We start from the raw sequence: 20,826 nt of genomic DNA, 5'->3' as shown, positions 1-20,826 counted from the left end.
ATATATTTGTGGATTGCTGCGCGGCATTTACCCGGAAAAAGACGAAAGAGCTATTCTTCCACGGGCTAGAGCAGTTGCTGCCCATTTCATCGCCGAGGATGATACAGAAAGTTCTGTGGTTAAAGCCGGCCTTAAAATTCGCGGGCTAACGCAAGGTCTCGAGACCCGTGTGGAACGGACGAAACTCAGGCTTCTCAAGGCGCGTGTGGAATGGGGTGATCGGTCGATGCCGGTTCCTTGCCGCGTATATACGCGGAACTAAATCGGCGCGTATATACGCGGAAATAGGCCTAGGCTCAGTCGCCGAGTAAGCTCGAGAGGCTACTAACTAGCCCTGGAGCGATTTATGAAACTAAATCGACAAGCAATCGACCAGTTATCGGCATTCACAATCCCCGAATTTTGCCGAAGGAATTCTATATCTACGCCGACCTATTACGAGCTGAAGAGGCTCGGTCGCGCGCCCAGAGAGATGCACCTCGGCGCGGCTGTACGGATCAGCGTGGCGGCTGAGCGAGACTGGCAGGCGGCTCGCGAGAACCCTGTCGGCCTTGAGGCCGAGGAGCTTTCAGCCGCTGCGGAGCGTCGGCGGGCAAAGTCCGCGCGTGCTGTGACGCGCAGTCGTCGGTCGCTGGCGACGGTAAGCTCATGAGCGCCGTGAAGACCCCGCAATAGCAGCTCAGCAGCCCGCTCTGCTCTCGCACCAATCGTGAGAAGCAGAAGCTCAAAGGCAGGCTGGTGCCGACCGCGGCGTTCAACGCGCTGCCGATGATGCCGGCGTCGATCCTCCAGGAGCAACCGGTCGGGTAGCCCGGCCGCCGACTCCAGTTTCGGCGCCCCTGATTTCCTCAATCAAGGAGCTTCCGATGGAAGAGCCCGCAAAGCGGGCGCTCCACGGGCTCTCCGAATCTGTCGCTGTAGCGGTCGACGCTTCGGAATATAGCCCCGAACTGGGTGCTCGGCAAGATCAACCTTTTGCTGACATTGGGGAAAAGCCGGCGGCTGAACGGCCGCAGGTCGACCTCGGACAGGTCCGCACCTTCCTCGAACGGCTCCACGCACTGGCCGCCACGGCGACCGCCGGACTTCAGGATCCCGGCCAGCTGCAGCTCTTCTTGAACTATCCCGACCGCAACGACTCGCGCACCGAGCAGTTCGCCATTGGCGACGTCGATCACATGGTCGGCGAGGCGGTCCGGCAATCGAACGCTGGCTTCAACGTCTACGTCGAGGCCCGCACGGTTAGGAAACGCGCCCGTGGCGAGAGGGGCCGCGGCACCGAGGCCGACACGGTCGCGGTCTTCGCGCTGGTCGTCGACGACGACGCCGATAAGGGGAAGGGCGCCAACACAGCTGTCGAGCCGAGCTTCGCCGTCGAGTCCTCGCCCGGCAACACCCACCGCTGGTACGGGTTCGTCCCGGCCCTCTCCGGGGCGGCAGCGAAGGAACTCGGGCTCGCGCTGCGGGCCGAAACGGGCGGCGACTCCGACACGGGCGTCATCACCCAGCCGTACCGGGTCGCCGGGACGGTCAACTACCCGACGAAGGCGAAGCGCGCCCGAGGCCGGGTTCCGGTCGACACGAAGTCGCTCGCCCTGGACGGCCCGGTCCGGTCCACCGACGAGATGCGGACCGCGTTCCCCTACGTCGCGCCGCCGAAGGTCGAGACGGAAATCCCGGAGGGGCTTACGGGACAGGCGAGCGAGGGCGCCGAGGCGTTGCTCGCCGTGCCGGAGGGGCGACCGGGTCTCGACCGCTCGGCGCAGTTCCACCGCGCCGCCTGGGCCGCCTACCATGACGGGCTGACGGTCGAAGACTTCGAGGAGATGGCCCGCCGGCATCCCGAGGGTTGCGCGGCCAAGTTCTTGACCGGGAAAGATCGGCTCCGCGTCGAGGCCAAGCGCAGCTATGCGAGCATCGCCGCCGCGATCGCCGCGCGCTCGGTGGGGCCGGAGGCCGAGCCAGTCGAGCCGACCTACCCCGACCGCCGAGTATCGCTGGAAGAGGGCGAAGTGCGGCTGCGGGAGATGGTTGGGTCGTTCCTGCCGGAATACGTCCTACCCTACAGGGTCGAACTCGCAGCCTGGCAGGCGCAGGCGGAGGATGCGAAGCAACGCGGCGCACCGCTCCCGCCGAAGCCGACACCGCGCGCCTTCGTCATCAAAAGCTCGACCGGACTCGGCAAGACCCGCCAGATTGAAGCGCTGATCGAGAAATCGATCGAGGAGGGGCTCACCACCGTCTACGCCGGGCCACACCACGACGGATTGAAGGAGATGAAGAGCCGGCTCACAGCGCGACCGACGCTGTTCGTTGAAGACGTCGAGATCTGGCGCGGGCGTAAGCAGCCGGACCCGGAAGCGCCAGGGCAGACCATGTGCCGGGATCTCCATGCGTATAGCGACGCAGTGACCGCGGGTGTTGATCTCTACGAGGCAACCTGCAGATACGGCGAATTTCGATGTGAGTTCTTCAAAGTGTGCGGCACGCAGCGCCAGCGCGCAGCCAAGCCGAAGGTGTGGTTGGTCACGCACGCGTCACTATTCTCGCCACGACCAGTGTCGATGGCGCCGCCTGACTTCCTGATCATCGACGAAAGCCCGCTATCGAACGCGCTGCCGAGTAGACCAGTGGACGTCGCGTTCGACGCCTTCGATGAGGTCGATCCAGCCAAGGTCGAGGCGGCCTTCGTCACCCTCGGCCGAGTGCCTGTTGATCCTGATCGGACGCTGTTCAGGGGGAACGATCAGAGTTGGTTCAAGTACAAAGCCGCCGTGATGAAGGGGTACAATGACCAGCTCTATAGGGCTCTAAGATCGTCAGGCGACGGAGAGCTGACACGATCCGTCCTCGAGGAGGCCGGGATCGACATCCGAATGGCGCAGGCGGCTCGAAAGGGCCTTGAGCTCACGCTGTGCAGCGTGAGGATCGTGCCGGGTATGACCGCCCGGGAGCGCTTGGTTCAGATCGCGGCGGCCCGAGCCAATCGGCCGGCCAAGAACGTTATGATGATTTGGCGTGAGATGGAGAGGTTCTTCCAAGAGGGGCACGCTGGATCCGGGCGTCTGATAATTGGCCGGGACGAGGCGACCGGAGCTCGGGTTCTGGCGCTCTGGCCGCTTAGCCGCCTTTCTGAGGGCTGGCGCGCGCCAATTCTGTTCTCGGACGCTACGGCGCCGCCCGGCGCGGCGTTGGAGCCCTTATTCGGAATGCCGGTCGACAAGGCGGCCGAGATCGAGGTCCGTTTCGGCGAGGGTGTGACGGTGACTCAGATCCTCGGCGCGCCGGTGACAGCGACAAAGCTCGGCACGACTGAGGACGCGGACGACGACGAGGATGATGGGCGGCTGTCCGGTGGCGGTGGGGACGGAGACGAGGCCGACGAGAAGCTCGAAGGTGAGGATCCGAAGCGGTCGCGCCGCGACGTCCTGCGGTACATTCAAGTCCGGGCCGCCATGGCCGCGCCGGGGCAGGTCGGCGTCATCTGCACGAAGAAGCTACGCCGGAAGCTGGAGACCGCTGGGCTGCCGAGAAACGTCGATATCCTGCACTTCGGAGCGCTCGCCGGCCTCGACGGCTGGAAAGACCACTGCGGCGCGATCATCATCGGCCGGCAGATGCCAGGGCCGCTCGCCTTCGAGCCGCAGGCTGGTGCGCTGTTCGGGGCGGCGATCCGGAGATGCCCACCTCCGCTGCCGCCTGCGCGTATGACGTGGTACCCGCGAGTGCTGGGCGGCCTGAGAATGGCCGACGGATCAGCGGTGAGGGTCGAACACGAGCGGCACCCCGATCCATGGGTCGAGGTCCTCCGCTGGCAGGGGTGCGAGGCGCAGATCCTCCAGGCGATCGGTCGGTTCCGGCTGCTGCGGCGAGAGGCCGATCGGCCTTGCTTCGTGGATCTGATCTCGGACTTCCCGCTGCCGCTGACTCTGGATCGAGTCGTGCGTTGGCGAAAGGTGAAGCCGGGGGCCTGGGCGGGTCTAATCCGAGGCGGAATCGTGCTGACGCGAGAGGCCGATCTTATGGCGGCGCACGGGCTGTCGCGGAAGGCCGCCCGGCTCGCCGTCCCACCGGCCACACTCCCGGGGCACGAGCCCCCCGCGTCGGCCCTAACCCCTATAAGGGTAGAACCTTACAGGGAAAGGGGCCCACCCGGGGGGGACGTGCGCGCCCCGCGGCGGGCCGTGTTCAAGCGGCGCGGCGCTGGTGAAGTCTCGGCGGCCTATCTGTTCCCCGAGGCCCCGAGCGCCCCAGGGGACCTGCTCGCCGTGCTGGAAGCTCTGAGGCTGGGGCCGATCGAATGGATCGAGGCGGACGGCGGCCCTAGGGTGTCGGGACCGGGCACGCCGGAGGCGATCGGGATTGTCCTCGACAGTCACGAGGACACCGCGAAGCTACACTCTGAGATCTACCGCACCGCCAAGGCGGCCGAACGGGCGCGCGCGAAGACGGGCGCGGCGCCTAAGCCGGTGGGCTGGGTCCCGTTTCGATACAAGCACGCCGGCGCGCGACAGAAGTGGCGCACCGGGCGCTACAACCCGGCCGAGTTCGACGATCATGCACACGTGCGGGCGCGGATCGAGCTAGGTCTAGAATTAGAGCTGGTCGCCTTCGAGGTGGTTGAACAGCCTGATATCTGACCTCAAGAGCGGGGCGAGACGCAAACCTTGAACCGAAGGAAGTTTTCCCTTCACAATCCACTCGTTCATCGTTGGCGCGGGCTTCAGCGTAGGCTTTCCACTCGGTCAGGGCCGGCAGCCATATGCCCCTTCTTACACCCCCGCAGCGGGCCTGTAAGCCGCCGCTACGGCCGTCGCCGCGGCGTAGCAAGAAAGCGCCTACCATTCGTGGCGCGGCCGCCGCCCTGGACCGCCCTAGGCCCACCGCGGGCCCTGCCCGCCTAACACCGACCTTAATCCGGCGGGGTTGAGCCCCGTGGAGGCGGCTTTTCATTCATGCCGGGTACTCTCGCGCGTCCCGCCACTGGTCGAATAACTCTTTCTCCACGTCCGCGGCGTGCCCAGCGAGGCGCGTCTGAGCCGGTGGGCGGGGCACGACACGCTCGCAGAGCAGCTTGCGCCACCGAAACAGCTGGCTGACGTGAAGACCTGCTTTGCGAACGACATCCGAGGCCGACACGCCCGGCTCGAACGAGGCGGCCACAAGCCGCTCTTTCTCCGCCCGCGTCCAGCGTCGCCGCCGCTCCGACCTCACCAGTTCGATGCCCGCCCGCGTCATGCTCAAAGTCCTAGGATTACCCCTATGACCTCAGCCCGACCCGACCATCACACAAGGCGGCCCTCACCGGACGCGTACGATCGAACGAGTGCGGTAACGCTTGGTCGCGAACTCGACCTGCCGCCGATTTCGGCTGATCAGAGTGAGGACCGCGCTATAACCAGCGCCACGGATACACGATCGTGGCCGGCGGGGGACGAAGTAGCGCGAGCACGCCCACTCCGTGTCGCTTACGCAGGTTGCATACGGCAGGCGAGCTCGATGCGGGCCACGGGCCAATCGCAGATCGGCGGCCATCCACATCGACGATCCGGGGTAGCGTCAGACAGGCCCCTACGCCCGGGACACGCGGCGCTCGCACATCGTCTAACGTGTTCGATGCATTACGAAATGCGATCTTACACGGTCTCTAGCCGGATGACGACAGATGCCTTGTCAAGCATGATGGCCCCGGACATAAAGGCCTAGGCTCTGAGGAGGTTACATGCGATACATCGTGGTGATGGCCCTGGTCGCCGGTCTATGTGGTCAGGCGGCCGCCCAGAGCAAGTCTAAAAAGCCACAGCCCCCGCGCCCCATGCCGAAGTTTCTAAGTTTTTCGGACGGCTCTTTGGACGGATCGACAACGTACCTGATCGACGGCGTCTTAAAATTAACTTTCTTGGGCAGTCAGGTCACGGGCGCAAGTATCGATGTCTGCTATCCGACTAGCCCATTATCTCGACGTGTCGACCGTCTGGCTATCCCACTTCAGGTCGACGGCGCAAGCGTTTCCGGGGCGGGTGTGAGCTCGGCGGGCAGCCAAGCCACCGTGTCAATCAAGCGGACCGGATCGAAGGACTCACAGGACCTGAACGGTGTTCTGAAGGTCCCCGGCCATACAATCGGGATTTCTGCGACCGGCCTGGAGTTCTCAGAGGAGGACCCGGCTGCACCTCCCCCGGATTCGACGGCAGCCGAGGCTTCCGAGGACGAGAGCGACAAGCCTGTCGTCGATCCGAGCGCCCTATCCGTGACGACGAAGCTTTCGAACGTGGTCGATCTGGTCAAGTTGGCCCGTTCCGAAGGCGCGCGTGTCGATCCGGCCAGTCTGATCCCGGGCTGTGTCGATCTCCGATCCGGGAGTTCATCGATCTCGATCGACGTTGATCCAAGCAGGTCTACAGCGTTTCTCGGGAAGGTGAAAAATCTCGCCGGAGTGTCGGCTGCGGAATTCCGTCAGGTCGCCGACAAGACGCAGCTCGTCAGGGTCAAAGCGAAGCCGAGCGACGCCGATCTGATTGCCGCCCTCGGCCGTGCCATGCAGAAAGCCATTCCGGATGCATCGATCGTGTCGTCGGGCAAGGATGCCGGACGAGACGAAATCCGATTGTCTGTGACGCGTAAGGTACCCTATCTGTCTGCGTTGGGAGCACAGGAAGCACTGTCGCTCCGCGCCACCACTTGGCAGGACACTCAAGATAAATCCATCTCCTACGTGCAGATCCGAAGCCTTGATGCCAAACTCGTCGACAGCGGCAAGGAGCAGGTCTTCTCGCGAGGGCGTATCGACCCGGAGGGGGAAGAAGACGTCGCCACTTCCGATCTCGATACATCCGCAGCTCAGCAGGCGACAACCGCCGCATTGGCCTCGGATCTACATGGAGAGGCCTGGACCGACAATGCGTGGGTATCAAAATAATGTATCGCGCACGTGCGGATGCGCAAGCAAAGGCGCCATGCGTGTGACCTCAGGCTTAAGACCATCATAGTTCGACCTGCTGTTTATTCGGTCTTTGTCAAAGAATTTGATATTACCCACTACTCTACCGTGGGGCGGCTCTATTTAAGGCGGTCTGCAATGCTTTGATCGTCCGAGGACGCTTCGCACAACGGACGGCCGCCAGTAACGCCGCGCCGGTCGCGGCGTCCGAGGCTGCAGCCTCCATGAGCGCGTTCTCCATGGCGCGGCACAGTCCGTCGTCCGAAGCGTGATCCAGGATGCGGACCAGCGTGGCGACGGCGGGCGCACCGAAGGCCGCGAGAACGAGGCCGAGCCGCCACCAGACCGGGAGGAACGACGACCGGACCAGTACCTCGGCGATTGTGGCCATATGCCTCTCGTCGGGACGGCCCAGACGCACGAGGTCGTCGATGATCTGCAGACGCACGCGGTCGTCGGCCGCCGCCGACAGTGCCCCGACCGCGTCGTCCAAGGCTGACCCCGCGGGTTCGCCGACCTGCCCCAGAGCGTGGAAGATTACCACCCGTGTGCGTTGGTCCCGCACTTGGTCGAGGGCGATCAGCAGCGGCTCGGCCGCGGCCTTTCCGACCGTTCCCAGCATCTTGGCGACGCAGCGCCCGATCGGGCTCTCCCCGACCTCGACCAGCAACGCCACCAGATTCCGGACGTCCTGGTCCGGGAGTCGCAGGCCGTCATCCAGCGCAACCTGCATTTCTGCGAGAACTGGCAGTCTCCAATGTCCGTATCGGTCGACCCCAAGCGCCTTGATCCGGGCCGTGAAGAGAACATCCTCCGGTGCTCCGATCTTCTTCAAGGATGCGGCCACCTCCACGATGAGAGTTCGGCTCGTTGCAGTCGTCGTGGCCTGGGCGAGCGGGCCGACAGCCGGTGCGGCTTCGGCACCGATCTCGCCGAGGACCCGTGCGATCTGGATCCTGCCCTCCTTGCCTGCGGCTGCGAGTTCCTCGACGAGGAAGCCGACGGCTTTGCCCCCGAGACTTGCCGCCGCATCAGCGAGCAGTCTGAGAACTCGGTTGTCCGTGGCGGCGCGGAAGGCCGTGCGTAGCGCGGACAGCGAGTCCGGCGACCGCAACCCGATCTTCGACACGGCTTCGGCCACGAGCCAGCGGACATCGTCGTGCTGCGCCTGCCGCAACGTGTCCAGCAGGGCATCCAGCGCGATGCCGGCCCCCGGACCGACGCAGCCGAGAGCCTCGGCGAGCGCCGAACGCTGCTGATCGTCGTCGGCAGCCAGGAAGGCGGCATAGAGCGGCAGGACCGCGGCGAGGCCCATCTTGCCGAGAATCCAGGCGATCCTCGCGCGGACGCTGCGGTGCCGGGAGGCCAGCATGCCGGCAATCAGCACGTCGATCATCTCTGGACCGGCCGATGCCACCGTGTCCACGAAATGCAGGATCTGGTCGGCGGCCTTTCCGTCGCAGCAGGCCTCGACGATCGGGATCATGGCCGCGAAGACAGGGGCCGCCGCCGGTCCGATGCCCCCGAGCGCGTAAGCCATGGCCTGCGCGATCTCCGGATCGGCGGTCGCGGACAGGACGCGCATCACATGGGGAATCGCGTCCGCTGCGTCCGGTCCGATCCCGGCCAACGTGTATCCGGTCCACCTCAGGACGTCCGGGTCGCGGGACGTGGACAAGGCCGAACTCAGAACCTCGAGATCGGCCCGGCTGGCGCTCCAGAGCATCGCGGCCAGATGCCGGCGGGCGGCGCCCTCTCCAGGCTCGCGTAGGGCTCTGGCAAGACCCTTCACGGAGGCGGGGGCACTCTCCGGGGGCGCATGGCCCTCGCGGGCGACAAGCCCGCCGAGCAGCGACGTTCCATGGCGGAATTGCACGTCCTCGACGCGGTGGATGTTCGGCACGGACATCTCAGCGACCACCAGGCCGCGAACGACCCTGAACAGGACGAAGCGCTCGGGGATGAAATCGCTCCAGCCGGTATTGAGCGCCCGTCCGGCCGGGCACACGAGATCACAGGAGATCCATCGTGCCGGCACGGGGGTGTCGACCTCATGGACGTCGATCATGCCGATCGGCCGGCGTGACACCTTCGTCCTGGAGAGCCGACCGAAGCCGTCATCCGCGTAGCCACCAAAGCTCTTCAGGTAGAGGCTCCCGTTCCATACCATCCACCGGGCGCTGTACCCCCGGTAGTTGGCAGTGCTGTCACCCGGGGCGATGTTGCAATGGTCCCATCGCGGATGTCCCGCTGGCAAAAGAGACAGGCACGGATAGAGGGAATAGTGCTCAGATCCATGATCCAACCCATCGGGACTTTGCCGCGTCATAGTCGATCCGACCCTCCAACAGGCGATAGGCTATCGCAGATCTTGATAATTAATCGTGGCATACGGTGCGAACGCAGTCACAGAATATTCGATAATGATCATCAGGTATCATACGCTAACGTTTGTAATACTCAATCAAAAGAATGAAAATAATTCTACAAGCTGGGTATGCCTCTGCCGGCATTATTTCGTATCATTCAAATAATGCTCATTTGCCTTGCCAATCGGAGTCTTGGCACCGCAAATACCTGACGGAACGTCTGTCAATCTCCGCAGCGAACCGGGAGACTTCCTCCACTTGGCTCCTAAGCTACGATGACTAAGCCTTTCCAAGTTCGTTAACAACGTCCGCACCCTTAATGAGCACTGACCGCGGACAGACACAACAACACGACCCACAACCTCTATCAATTTAGATTATAGGAGCGCTCGCTTCCACACTGGAAGCAACATTTCTCACAAGCTTGACCATCATTACCAACACCCCAGTACACAGTAGTATTTCCATCTGGCCAAGCACCATAACAAATCTTTTCTCCTTCAATGCAGCTCAACCTAAACACGTGACGAGCACTATCTTTCAAGCCATAAGCTTGATTATCGCCAGGCCAACTCCTATTGTAAGATTTTGAAAAAAATTTTATCTGCACTCGATAGGGATAATTGCTTTGAGCTCTCACTACGGCGACATTTGGAGGAATGATGCTTTCAACATCCGCGCTACTCACATCCTCCGCTTTAACCTCGAAACACAAAGCAACAACAGCTACGAGAAATGCAGTTACGCTGGATGCAAGTTTGGTTTTCATGGCCACCTCCGAAACCAGGTATACCTTTAGGAAATTTCGGTGCTAGAGGCAGCCCTTTATCCAAACCATGAAATCCACAGCCGCGTCCTCACGAGGATTACTCACAGTCAGCAAGCAGCAGACGACTAGAAGTGCCGCCCGATTGTTCGAACAACCTTTAAATTACCGCTAAGTCGACTCGTTTATCACAGCCGTTTGCCGACCAAAATTCCTTATTATTTCCTGCTTTTCAGGAAAATACAGACAATCTTATTTTTAAAATAGCCGGAGCGCAGCTGCATTCGTAGGTTTGAGTCTTGACGTCAACCGTCGAAATTGGACCGGTCTGCTTGTGAAAATTAGTAAAGACCACTAGCGTCCTCCCCCCCCCCGGGACAGACGTAAAGATGCGCGCAGAGCAGGATGGTGCCGAAACTGCGCCAGATCGATGTACGTACGGCCTCACGGCAGGAACTTGGCACTCGCGTGCAAGGAGGTGGAGATCGTCGAGCTCCGGGTTGGAGGAACACCCCACAAGCGTCGCGCGGTCACTGTGCGGTGCGGGACCTACCCTGCCTCCACAGCCTTGACCCTGAACAGGTCCGCCCAACCGCCGACCTCCTGCAGCATGTCCGCGGAAACGTCGAACACCTCGGCGGCTAGATCTTGCGAGGCGAGCGGCCGCGCGAGGTCGAGGCGATTGATCCGAACGGCTGCCTCGCTCATGACACTGGCCATCCGAGCCGACTGATTCTCCAAGAGCTCCAGCTCGGCATACGCTCGGATACCGACGAACGCGGCCGAGGCCGCAGGCAGCACGGCCGCGATCGCCCCCAAGGCGACGATGACGGCGTGCAGGGCATTGGAGCCATCCCCCTCGAGTCCGTCTGATCCGTGGTGTCCTGTGAGGCAGAGCAGAAGGAGCTTGGCCAAAACGAAGACGAGCGTTGCGAAGAACGCGTACTCCCCGGCCCGAACTAGCCACGCGCCCACGCGCTGGCTGCGCACACGCCGATCCAGGTGATAGAGACGCTGCTCCTCGATCAGCGTGGTCCGCACGTAATCGCGCGCGGCGCTCAGTTGCGGCTCACCGAAGCCACCGGTCGGCAGCGGAGAGGCTCGGGCTGCCGCGTTGAAGTACCAGCCAACCCATGTCTCGGCCGGACCCGGCTCCGTCCCCTCCGCTGGGTCGGCGGGTAGGCTGCGGCGCAGCGAAGGGGGCGGCAAGCTCCAGCCGAGCAGGGCGAGAGCCCCTTGCTTGCGGCACAGTTCGGCAAGCAGCCTGTAGGCGATCCAGCGGCCGTGCCAGTTCCGCCGCTCATTCACCACCACCAGCGCCAGGATGACCAGTAGAAGGGCCGCCTCGCCGAGCGTCGCCAACGGTTTGAGAGGCTCATGGGCGAGCGACACGACGGCGCAGACGACCGCCAAGCTCGCCAGGCCAAAGATCCAGAGATACGACGAGCGATAGCGGGCGCCATAACCAGCCGCGGCCCGGTCGGCCGGGCGATACAACGCTTCCCAGTAAGTGGCTGGGCCGACCGGGGTCGACGCGGGCAGCTGCACTGGCACGTTCCGTGCACCGCCGACGAGGCAATATCCCCGATCGTACAGACGCCAGAACGGGCTTCCGGGCAGCGGCTCCTCGTGAAGGTAGATTTGAAGCGGATCGTGGTACGGCTCAAGCCTGTAGTGGAGGCTTCGCCCTATGAAACCCGGGAACCGACTTCCGAGCGCGTGCAGCATGTGAACCAGCCGGCCGATCAAGCTGTGTCCGTGTCGGTGTATGCGGGGGGGCAGCAGCATCCAGCGGACGATATCCGCGAGACGCGATGCGGCGTGCGCACCCTGCGGAGCTTGGTCGGGAGCCCGCAGGTCCGAACCGGATCGCAGGAGCCGGGGTGGGACTGCCCCCGTGGCATCGATCCACCAGACCGGTGGCCCGAACCGGGCCGCGAAGCGCACGACGTCCCCGGTGCCGCCACGACCACGAGCCGGACGGCCGTTCCAGACCGCGATCAACAAATCGCAATTGCGCACGACGAGACGGCCCACGGCCTCGTAACTGCGCGTCTCGTAATCCCCGCGCGCGCCATCGAGCGCTAGGGCAGATTGATCTTCCGGCACACCCTCGCTCAGCAGGCGATCGAAATCCGCACGACTGCCGGAGTCCGAGAAATCCTTTTCGTATTCCGCTTGAGCAAAGGGCAGGGCGACGCGGAGTTCGTAACCGATCTCCATGGCGATCGACGCCACGAGCCGGTCCGCACCCTCGGCGAGCGGTGAAATGACGCGCAGTATTGGCCGCAGCGGCGCGGGCGGCTCGAATCGGTAGGCCGCCTGTGCAGCCGGATCGCGTGCGACGGACTCGGCCTCCACCTTGACCGCCTGGAGCACCTCGCGAATTTGCAGACGGATCGTACCCTGCAAGGTCTCGGGCAATTGACCGAGGTCACGCTGACCTGTGACGCCGACCCGGAAAGCCAGAGCTGGGCGCGGCGGATTCGGCAACGAGGCCGTGCCCAGCGACGAGGTGGTGCGATCGACAGACAACGACAGTTCCCCTCACGGCGACCTCCACCGAGCGCAGTCACTCCAGAGCCGAACCGTCTCGCGCACCGTAGCACAGAGACGGGCTCGAGCCGCGTCACCGTAGCAGCTTTGCCACAGGCGCGCGCTCACTGCCCATCTCCCATACGGTATGGAGACAGGCGAGCTGAACCTCGACAGAGTTCGTATATGAAGTAGGTGGTCCACGTTGGAAGCGGGCCGTGCGAGGGCATGTCTTCAGTGCCAGCAACCCGTGGCAATCAATTCAAGAACAGTTCCTGGCTGGCGCTCGCGCCCTTCGCCGCTGTCGCCTTCGGTCTCGCCTTCTGGGGCTTTGGCCAGCATTGTACGGGCACCCCGTGCTCGTTTCCAACGGCGCTGGAGCAGATCGGGCAATCGGTCAATCTCGTTCGCGGCCGCGGCAGCTTCACCTTCGGCAAGGATCCCTGGCAGCTGGTATTCGCGCAATGGCTGGTCCCGCTCGCAGCCATCCTGACCGCCGCCAAGCTGTTTCTGCAGAGCCTCCGCCGCGATCTTAAAGTAGCCTTCGCCCGACGCAGCCGCGATCACGTCATCGTCTGCGGCCTTGGCGACACCGGGCGCGCCATCGCCGAGCGCTTGCGGGAGGTGGGCGAGCGCGTCGTGGCCGTTGATCTCGACGCGACTTCGGTCAACGCCCTTGCAGTGGAAGATGTCGGCGCGCCGGCTATCCAGGGGGACGCCAAATCGGCGGCCACGCTCCGCATCGCCGGCGTCCGACGGGCGAAGGCTCTGGTGGTGACGACGGGCAACGACACGACGAATTTGGAGATCGCCCTAGCGGCCGCGCAGCGGGCACCGGCCGTTTTTCGCGGAACCGGCAAGCTCGTGGTCGCGCCGGAAATGCGCACGGACTGGCTGTTCGAGCGCTTCCTCAGTCAGAGCGCGGCAGGCCTGAGTTCCGAGAGCGTCGACTTTCAGATTTTCAATCGCTCCGAGATGGCGGCACGTTTGCTATATCGCCGCACGTTCTTCGTCACGCAGGTGGCCCGCGCATGTCAGACCGAGATCGCGGTGATCGGCTTCGGCGACCTGGGCCGGGCGATCGTGGCTCAGGGATTGCGCACGGCCTTCGCCCTGCCGGGACATCGCTTGCGCGTTGCGGTCTTCGACGCCACTCCGGAGCCGGCGCACGCGAAGTTCCGCGTCCTGTACCCGGGCGCGGATAATTTCGCGGTGATAGATGCGATTGAGGCTCACCTGACTGGACAGGAGCCGGAGAGTTGCGCGCTCCTCTCGAGTGCCTTCGAGCGCCAGATCGCGGCCGTCTTCGTGTGCCTCCCGGACGACGCGGAGGCGCTATTCGTCGCGACGCAGGCACGCGGGATGCTCGACCGGCAAGGGCAGCTGTCGGTGCCCGTCTTCGTGCGCACACGCGCAAGGCGTAAGCTCGCCGACCTCCTCGCACAGGGTCAGGATAGGCCGCTGGTACCCGACCGCCTTGTGCCGTTCAGCGACTGCGTCGACCTTCTCGCCTCGGGTCTCACCGCAGATAGAGAGATCGACTTGCTCGCTCGTGCCTGCCACGAAACTTACCTCGATACAGTTCAAGACCAGCCTAGAGGGGGAGCGGGCCGGCTGCCCTGGCCGATGCTGCCCGAGCTGTTCCGGCGCTCCAATCGACTCTTTGCCGATCATCTCGAGATCAAGCTGCGGGCCGCAGGCCTGCGCTCGTGCCCGGCCGCCACGCCCCGCCTTCTAACCCTCACGGACGCGGAGCTCGAAACGCTGGCCGCGGCTGAGCACTGGCGCTGGTTCATAGAACGGCGCATGGCCGGCTGGCAGTACGGCGCGATCCGTGACGATCTCCGCCTCCAGCATCCTGCCCTGAAGGACTGGGTGGATCTGCCCCACCCTGTGCGGGTGCAGACCAGAGCCATCGTCGAGCGCATCCCGGCAATCCTGGCTCGCCTCGGCCGTGATCTCCGACGCGAGCATGTGGTCGTGTACGATCCGGCAAGGCCGGAGACAGCCGTGAGCGCCCTCGACACCTTCGACCCGGTCGGGCCCGAGCACCTAGTGCTTGCCTTGGACCTCGAGTCTTCGGGAAGCCTGGCTATCGCGCTGCGTGCCGCATCGAAGCCACACGTAACACTTCGGCTTCGATGCGGCGCGCACGACACGCGCTTTGCGGGCCTCGCTGACGGCGAGATCCGCCTGCTGCGCGAACGGATCGACGTTTGCAGTGATGCTGTTGAGGACAGCACAATGTCATCCGCGCCGGAGCCAAGTTGTTCGCAGGAGCGGACCTCGTCGTTGGGTCTAACCTAGAGATCCGTATCTGACGCCTAGTATCCAATCACGGGGTCCGCAACGGCTAAAACCAACCCCGCCTTTTTGGCCCGTAGCGGACAGCTACATCCACCCCGCTCTCGCTATAAATGCCAATGCACTCGGCCCCAGACGAATTTAGACGGAGCATGATTCTAGAAATATTTGAGCGGAACTTCAATAATTCAAATCAAAACATCATCCCATTATAAAAAACGGGGATAAAAAATTCGTCTAGGTCGCACAGGATTAATTCTATTTTATTTTTACTGAAGCTTAGTTGCGAAAAAGCGGCGCAATGAATCGGACAATTTAGGAAGCAAATAACAGATGAGTTTTATGGACGCAAATGCGGTGAGGATTTCTATAAATTCGAAAATCGAAGTTGAGATCTGACCAAAATAAGTCATAGCACACAAAAATAAGATAACTACGCTCAAATGGGCACCCATCAACAACGGGATCTCCTTTAAACTAACGCGAGAAGCGTTCTGAGACAGGAAACTGCCCACAATCTCCGTAATCACGTAAGATATTAAGCAGATAATCAGTGCATTTAGCACGCAATTTTCACCGTATACTCCGCAGCCGCCTAGACTAACCGCTAAATATCTCATATAAATTATCAGCGTAAATAGAGAAAAAGCAATAGAAAATGCAGTTGAAACCATAAACAACACGGCAAGCCGAGCTTTTTTTAGCCATAAATCACTGCTATTACCGTTGTTGATGGAGCGCGCCCCGGTGGAATGAATCGCTTCTATGATCCGCAGCGCGTGAATGTTGAAATCCCGGCCCGTATCTAAAGGAGCTGCATTTAAGAATGCAAGCGCCTCGATCGAGGAAGGTAGGTCCTTCGCGGGTGGCATGGGCGCCCGATCGACGAGCACCGGTATAATGACAGCTCCAACTCGTAATGCCGTTTCCACCTCGATCCTAAGGTGATCCTCTATATCGCTTATTCGTGTTTGATCCCCAACCCTGCCTACCCAGGATCGGCCAATAATAACTAAAACGAAATCACAGTTTTCGATGGTTGTTTTAATGTGTGTGCGGAAGTCGGTTCCAAAAGGGATATTATCGACGTCTATGAAGACGTTGCGCTCACCGAAATGGCGCTTCAGACGATCCGCCAGCCGCCCTGCCGAAGGGCCTGTGTCAGCACGCCTATAAGACAGCAGGATCTTTTTGGGGGCTTGGAGCCACATCGCACGCATCAAATATGAACGCCCCTTTTGCGCGAAGGCCAACCCCTTCGTCAATCGGTCAACGCTTTAGCTGAGTTCGCACCCGTGCTGTGCTTTTCAATGGCTGCGAATCGTAAGGAGCAGACTCGATCCTGCGACCTGGAGGCCCTCCTTTCCATCAACGGCCGCTCCAGCAAGTAGTTCGGCGGTCTAAACGAAGACGTTTTGAGAATCGATCATCACGTCAGAACGGCGAAAGATCCAATGCTATCGATCCCTATGGACCTTAGCTTTACGGCGCGTCCGCTTTCCCAATCGAACAATCGAAGGCAACCAAGCCACATTCGGGCAGGGCCGATCACAAAGATGCATCGAGTCGCCGGCAAACAGACGTTTTCGGCATTGGCAAAGGGTCGGAAGTAGCCCTTCGTCACGGGTACCGAGTGTCGGATTTTGGATGATAAGGACGAAGCGGCCATCTCGACGGGAGGCAATCTGCGCACAGCGGGCCCCACCGCCGAGCCTAAGAGCGCGGGACAAAGCCGCAGCGAGCGGGTTGGGCGGGCATGGACGCTCTTGTACCCGACGACCTTTGGGCAGTGATCGAGCCGCTTCTGCCATCCGAGCCTGAAAAGCCGAAAGGTGGGCGGCCGCGCGCCTCGGATCGGGCGGCGCTGGCGGGCATCATCCTTGTGCTGCGCACCGGCATGCAGTGGAAGCACCTGCCGCATTCCAGTGTCGGCTGCAGCGGCAAGACGAGTTGGCGGCGGCTGGGTGCGTAGCAGGCAGCCGGCGTCTGGGCAGGCCTGCATCGCGCGATGTTGGAGCGGCTTCAGGATGCGGACGCGCTTGATTGGTCGCGCGCAGCCCTCGACAGCGCGAGCCTGCCGGCGAAAAAAGGGGCTCCGCGACGGGTCCAAACCCGACGGACCGGGGCAAGCCGGGTACGAAGCGCCACCTCGTCGTGGATGCCAGGGGCACGCCGCTCGGCCTGACGCTGACCGGAGCCAACTGCCACGACAGCCGTATGCTGGCGGCTACCCTCGACGCGGTGCCGGGGGTGCGCACCGGCCTGCGCGGCCGCCCGCGGCGTCGACCGGACAAGCTGCATGCCGACAAGGGCTACGATCATCGTCGCTGCCGGCGCGAGTGTCTCGCCCGCAGCATCAAACCGCGGATCGCGCGACACGGCATTGAAAGCAGTGAGCACCTCGGCCGCCACCGCTGGATCGTGGAGCGCACGCTGGCCTAGCTCACACGCTTCCGCCGCCTGACCATTCGCTACGAGCGACGCGCCGACCTGCACCTCGCCTTCACGACGCTCGCATGTGCCCTTGTCTGCCGGGCACAGATCAAACGGTTTTGTCCCTAACTCTTAGAGGGGTACCAATCGCCCTGATTAAGCCAGTGCTCGACCGTGTTCCTCGAATAGCCGAGTTCGGCCGCGATCCGCTTCGCGCCACATCGAGCGCCTTCAAACGGATCATCGCCGACAGGTCGTCTGGCGTCTTCATCTCTACCCCCAGCGGATCCTCCGTCCGCACAAGAGCCTGAGCTTTATCCCTGATCATCTCGACCTCCTCGCTCATCCAGGGGGTCAGATCCTCATGTCGTCAGGGGGGCCGTTTGCCGTGTCGCCTGACGCCTGACGCCTGACGCCCGACGCCTGACGCCTGACGCCTGACGCCTGACGCCTGAATGCTCCAATTCCAAAGTCAGGTTCAAAAGATATATCCCTCAGTCGACTTCATTCATAAAGGTCGACGACAGGGTCTAGGCGCGATCCGCAGCCGGGATTGGTGGGTGCGCGTACAGTTGCAGGAGCGGTATGAATCAGATGCTGATGGCGGTGATCCTCGTTGCAGGAATGACCGTAACCGATACAAGCATAAGCACGGCAGAGAGGCCGACCAACCTCGTGAAATTAGGTTTTGCAGATATGACGAAAGCGCAAGAAGATTCCCTCTGGCGCCAGGTTGATCAACTCGCCTTCTTCGAGGCAACCGCGAATTTATGCGGCAAGAAGAGCGATCTGGAAGCTCGGATCATGGCCGCCGTTCAAGAGTGCATCTCGAATGAAGCGCTCGACCGAGTCAGAGATCGTTGGCGAAGCAAGGTAAAAGAAATCGGAAGAAAAATTTTTGTCCCTAAATCTAAGCAGTCGGCGTTCTGCAACGACGCAGATATATTAGCGGTACACAATCGGTATTTTACGGACGTAGCCCGTAAATCTCAGGAGGCCGAACGATTATGCGCAGCCTGTCTAGCCAGCGGCGTGTGCCGATAAAAGTGATTTGACAGCTCGAAGAATTAAGTTTTTTCCTCGCAAATCGTCGCAGAGCTTATTCCTTGCGGGAACTGCCCGTGGCTTTGGATCCGCCAGTGACATGAATCTTCGCATTGAGGGGTTCACACGAACAGTGGACAGGCATGCTGAGATATGCCTTGTCAGACTCGATTGCGTCTCGAAGCGAGCTAGCACTCTCAATTTCGATGGCAACACTGTGCCCATCGAAAAACAAGCGGTTTAAATTGGGAGCGAGGACGCTTCAAATGAATTTAGATGTGGAGCGCCGTTGGATATTCATTAGCCACTCCTCGCGAGATCAAAAAATCGCTGACGCCCTCCGCCAAGCGATCGAAAATCGCGGATTCGTGTGCTGGATTTCTGGAAGAGATATTGGTCCTGGCGAGGGATTTCAGGACGTAATTGTTCGTTCACTTCAGCAATCATATGCAATGTTGTTAGTTTTTACTCAAAATGCAAATAATTCTCAAGAAATCAAGAAAGAAGTTGCACTAGCGAGTCAGTTCAACGTTCCAATCATTCCGATTAGAGCCGAGGATGTGCTTCCAAGCAATGCTTTCAAATATGAGCTAGCCACACGCCAGTGGGTCGACGCATTCCAAAATTGGGAGCGGGCGATAGCAGTCATCTGCAACAAACTTAAGACCATCGCGCCTCCCACATTAGAGCCCACCAAAACAAGCGGAGGTGTGCTAGATGAAGCAAACATAACAGGAATCAGGCCAACTTGGAAATGGATTGCGATCGGGGCGCCTGTATTACTCTTCGCGGCAGTGGGCATTCTGCTCGCTCCCGCGCTCTTACATCTATTCAAACCAGGGGCCGACGACGCACAGCCACAGTTTCCCGAGACGCAGGCGACACGATTGAGTGCGTTCACAATGCAAACTTCATCGACGGAGTACAAGGCTGGAACGCGCGATTGGGTTCGAGTCGCCCCCGACCGGTGGGTTGAGCGCTACGCGGATGGAACCCAAAATTTCATGCGCGTGCTCAAACGTATCCACTTGAACGAATGCGACGGGACTGTTGTGAGTCGATCAGAAAATGCCGATATTGAATTTTTCCTTCCAGACAGGCATTGCTCGGATCTAGTATTCCAATTCCGAAGGAAACCGAACGGGGCCTGGGTGACCTATACACAAATGGAAAACGTGCGCTGATAGAGAGCTCGATGTCCATCCCTGAGATAGGCTACCAGGCCGGCGTCAGCCGGCCCACCGCGTGGTGGTGGCAGCACCGCTTCGCCGAGGAGGGTGTCAACAACTTGCTGCAAAACGACCTTGTCACACACAGCGATGAGGCCACAGCACAAGCAATCTACCGTCGAGGCAATTCTATTGGTTTTGCGTGGAGACTTTACCGGACCGTACCTGCTTCAGAGCGCCCTTTAACCGCGGTAGCCTCGCCTAAAGAGCGAAGATCATAAGCGGGTTTCTTGCGATGTCGCGGTCGGCTACTTGGTTGGGAAGCTCACGGAAACTATCAAATCTTGGCAAGCGAGCGGTGCGGTAACGGGCGGCGTCGAACTACCCGACGAATTGATCAGATTGGCTTTCATGTACAATGTGTTTGCGGGCAATACGAAGGGGCGCGACACTGTCGTGCGCATTCTCCCACAAATCTACGGACGCTGGACGCCGCAGCATTTGCGCCGTGCCTAAGTAAGCCCTTCAAATCAACAGGAAGCCTACTTCTGTTAACCGCCAAGCATCAACTTTAGTTACGAGTAACAATCACCGATCTACTTTATTTAGGCGTTCTATCTCATGCTGATACCAACTGGATTTTGGAGCTACACTAGTTCCGACGAGAATTCATCGAGAGGCAAACTAAGTTTACTCCGTTCTTTATTAAGTCAGGAATTGCAGCAGCAGATAGGCAGGCGCCCCACAGTCGTAATTTGGCAGGATGTGGCAGCAATTCCGCCTGGGTCAGAGTGGGAACAACAAATCAGATCGGCCATTGGCGAGACTTCGTTCATAATACCTATAATCACACCGGCATTTTTACAGAGTGAGTGGTGCTCACAGGAAATAGATCTGTTTAGACTGCGAGAAAATGAATTGAAATCAAAGCGGCTGATCTTCCCGATCCATTTTATCGATACATCTCACATCGAGGAACGCAATCCCGACGAGTGCTACAGTGCGTCGACACTTCAGATCCTGAAGTCGCGCCAGTGGGTGGATTTCCGCAATTTACGTTTGCAAAATTACGAATCCGCCGAAGTTGGTCAGTTTTTGGAGCACCTCGCCAAATCCATACGATCGTCGTTACGCGAAGTTGATAAAAGCGACGCCCCACGATCAAAGCCAACAATCAACGAGCACCTAACAGTTGGCGCTCAAAATAATTCCTCAACGGTCATAAAAAATCATACGCCCTCAAAAATTGAAGTAATTCGTGAGGGG

General features: G+C 60.8%; 12 protein-coding genes and 1 pseudogene. 8 read left to right on the top strand and 5 right to left on the bottom strand.

Annotation, left to right across the window (positions count from 1 at the left end):
* The 3 genes from FV233_RS30910 to FV233_RS20695 all read left to right on the top strand — a co-directional run.
* Positions 1-262, top strand: a 262-nt coding sequence (locus FV233_RS30910) for a hypothetical protein (RefSeq protein WP_210249496.1), incomplete at its 5' end; no start/stop codon positions are given.
* A gap of 604 nt (positions 263-866) precedes the next feature.
* The gene (locus tag FV233_RS20705) at positions 867-4,640 is read left to right on the top strand and encodes a DNA-primase RepB domain-containing protein (RefSeq protein ID WP_147898625.1); all 3,774 of its coding nucleotides are present in this window, start codon (positions 867-869) and stop codon (positions 4,638-4,640) included.
* Between the two features lie 1,082 nt (positions 4,641-5,722).
* A complete protein-coding gene (locus FV233_RS20695; protein WP_147898623.1) occupies positions 5,723-6,919 on the top strand; it encodes a hypothetical protein in 1,197 nt (398 codons plus the stop codon).
* A gap of 124 nt (positions 6,920-7,043) precedes the next feature.
* On the opposite strand, the gene FV233_RS30515 is transcribed toward FV233_RS20695, so the two are convergent.
* The 3 genes from FV233_RS30515 to FV233_RS20675 form a co-directional block, all read right to left on the bottom strand.
* Positions 7,044-9,269, bottom strand: coding sequence for a HEAT repeat domain-containing protein (locus FV233_RS30515; RefSeq protein ID WP_187278189.1), 2,226 nt, complete (start codon positions 9,267-9,269; stop codon positions 7,044-7,046).
* 407 nt (positions 9,270-9,676) lie between these two features.
* Positions 9,677-10,078 (bottom strand): hypothetical protein, encoded by a 402-nt coding sequence (locus tag FV233_RS20680; RefSeq protein ID WP_147898620.1) that lies wholly within the window; start codon positions 10,076-10,078, stop codon positions 9,677-9,679.
* Positions 10,079-10,624: 546 nt separating this feature from the next.
* Complete coding sequence (locus tag FV233_RS20675; protein WP_147898619.1) at positions 10,625-12,610, bottom strand: hypothetical protein; 1,986 nt, start codon at positions 12,608-12,610, stop codon at positions 10,625-10,627.
* Between the two features lie 228 nt (positions 12,611-12,838).
* Between FV233_RS20675 and FV233_RS20670 the strand changes: the two genes are divergently transcribed.
* Complete coding sequence (locus FV233_RS20670) at positions 12,839-14,917, top strand: NAD-binding protein (RefSeq protein ID WP_147898618.1); 2,079 nt, start codon at positions 12,839-12,841, stop codon at positions 14,915-14,917.
* A gap of 266 nt (positions 14,918-15,183) precedes the next feature.
* Here the strand turns inward: FV233_RS20670 and FV233_RS20665 are convergent, their stop codons facing one another.
* Positions 15,184-16,125, bottom strand: coding sequence for a toll/interleukin-1 receptor domain-containing protein (locus FV233_RS20665; RefSeq protein WP_187278188.1), 942 nt, complete (start codon positions 16,123-16,125; stop codon positions 15,184-15,186).
* 545 nt (positions 16,126-16,670) lie between these two features.
* Between FV233_RS20665 and FV233_RS20660 the strand changes: the two are divergent.
* Positions 16,671-17,476: pseudogene (locus FV233_RS20660) on the top strand (IS5 family transposase).
* Here FV233_RS20660 and FV233_RS30510 read toward each other — a convergent pair.
* Entirely contained in the window at positions 17,457-17,693 is a 237-nt protein-coding gene (locus FV233_RS30510; RefSeq protein WP_187278190.1) for a hypothetical protein, read from the bottom strand. The pseudogene FV233_RS20660 and the gene FV233_RS30510 overlap by 20 nt on opposite strands.
* A 239-nt stretch (positions 17,694-17,932) precedes the next feature.
* On the opposite strand from FV233_RS30510, the gene FV233_RS20655 reads away from it, so the two are divergent.
* From FV233_RS20655 to FV233_RS20645, 3 genes are all read left to right on the top strand, one after another.
* Complete coding sequence (locus FV233_RS20655) at positions 17,933-18,391, top strand: hypothetical protein (RefSeq protein ID WP_147898616.1); 459 nt, start codon at positions 17,933-17,935, stop codon at positions 18,389-18,391.
* Positions 18,392-18,657: 266 nt separating this feature from the next.
* Positions 18,658-19,575, top strand: coding sequence for a toll/interleukin-1 receptor domain-containing protein (locus FV233_RS20650; RefSeq protein WP_187278187.1), 918 nt, complete (start codon positions 18,658-18,660; stop codon positions 19,573-19,575).
* 606 nt (positions 19,576-20,181) lie between these two features.
* Positions 20,182-20,826: toll/interleukin-1 receptor domain-containing protein (locus tag FV233_RS20645; RefSeq protein ID WP_147898614.1), on the top strand; the 645-nt coding region annotated here is incomplete at its 3' end.

The organism is Methylobacterium sp. WL7, from assembly GCF_008040085.1.
GTDB classification, from domain to species: Bacteria; Pseudomonadota; Alphaproteobacteria; order Rhizobiales; family Beijerinckiaceae; genus Methylobacterium; species Methylobacterium mesophilicum.
This window is presented reverse-complemented; position numbering and strand designations above follow the sequence as displayed.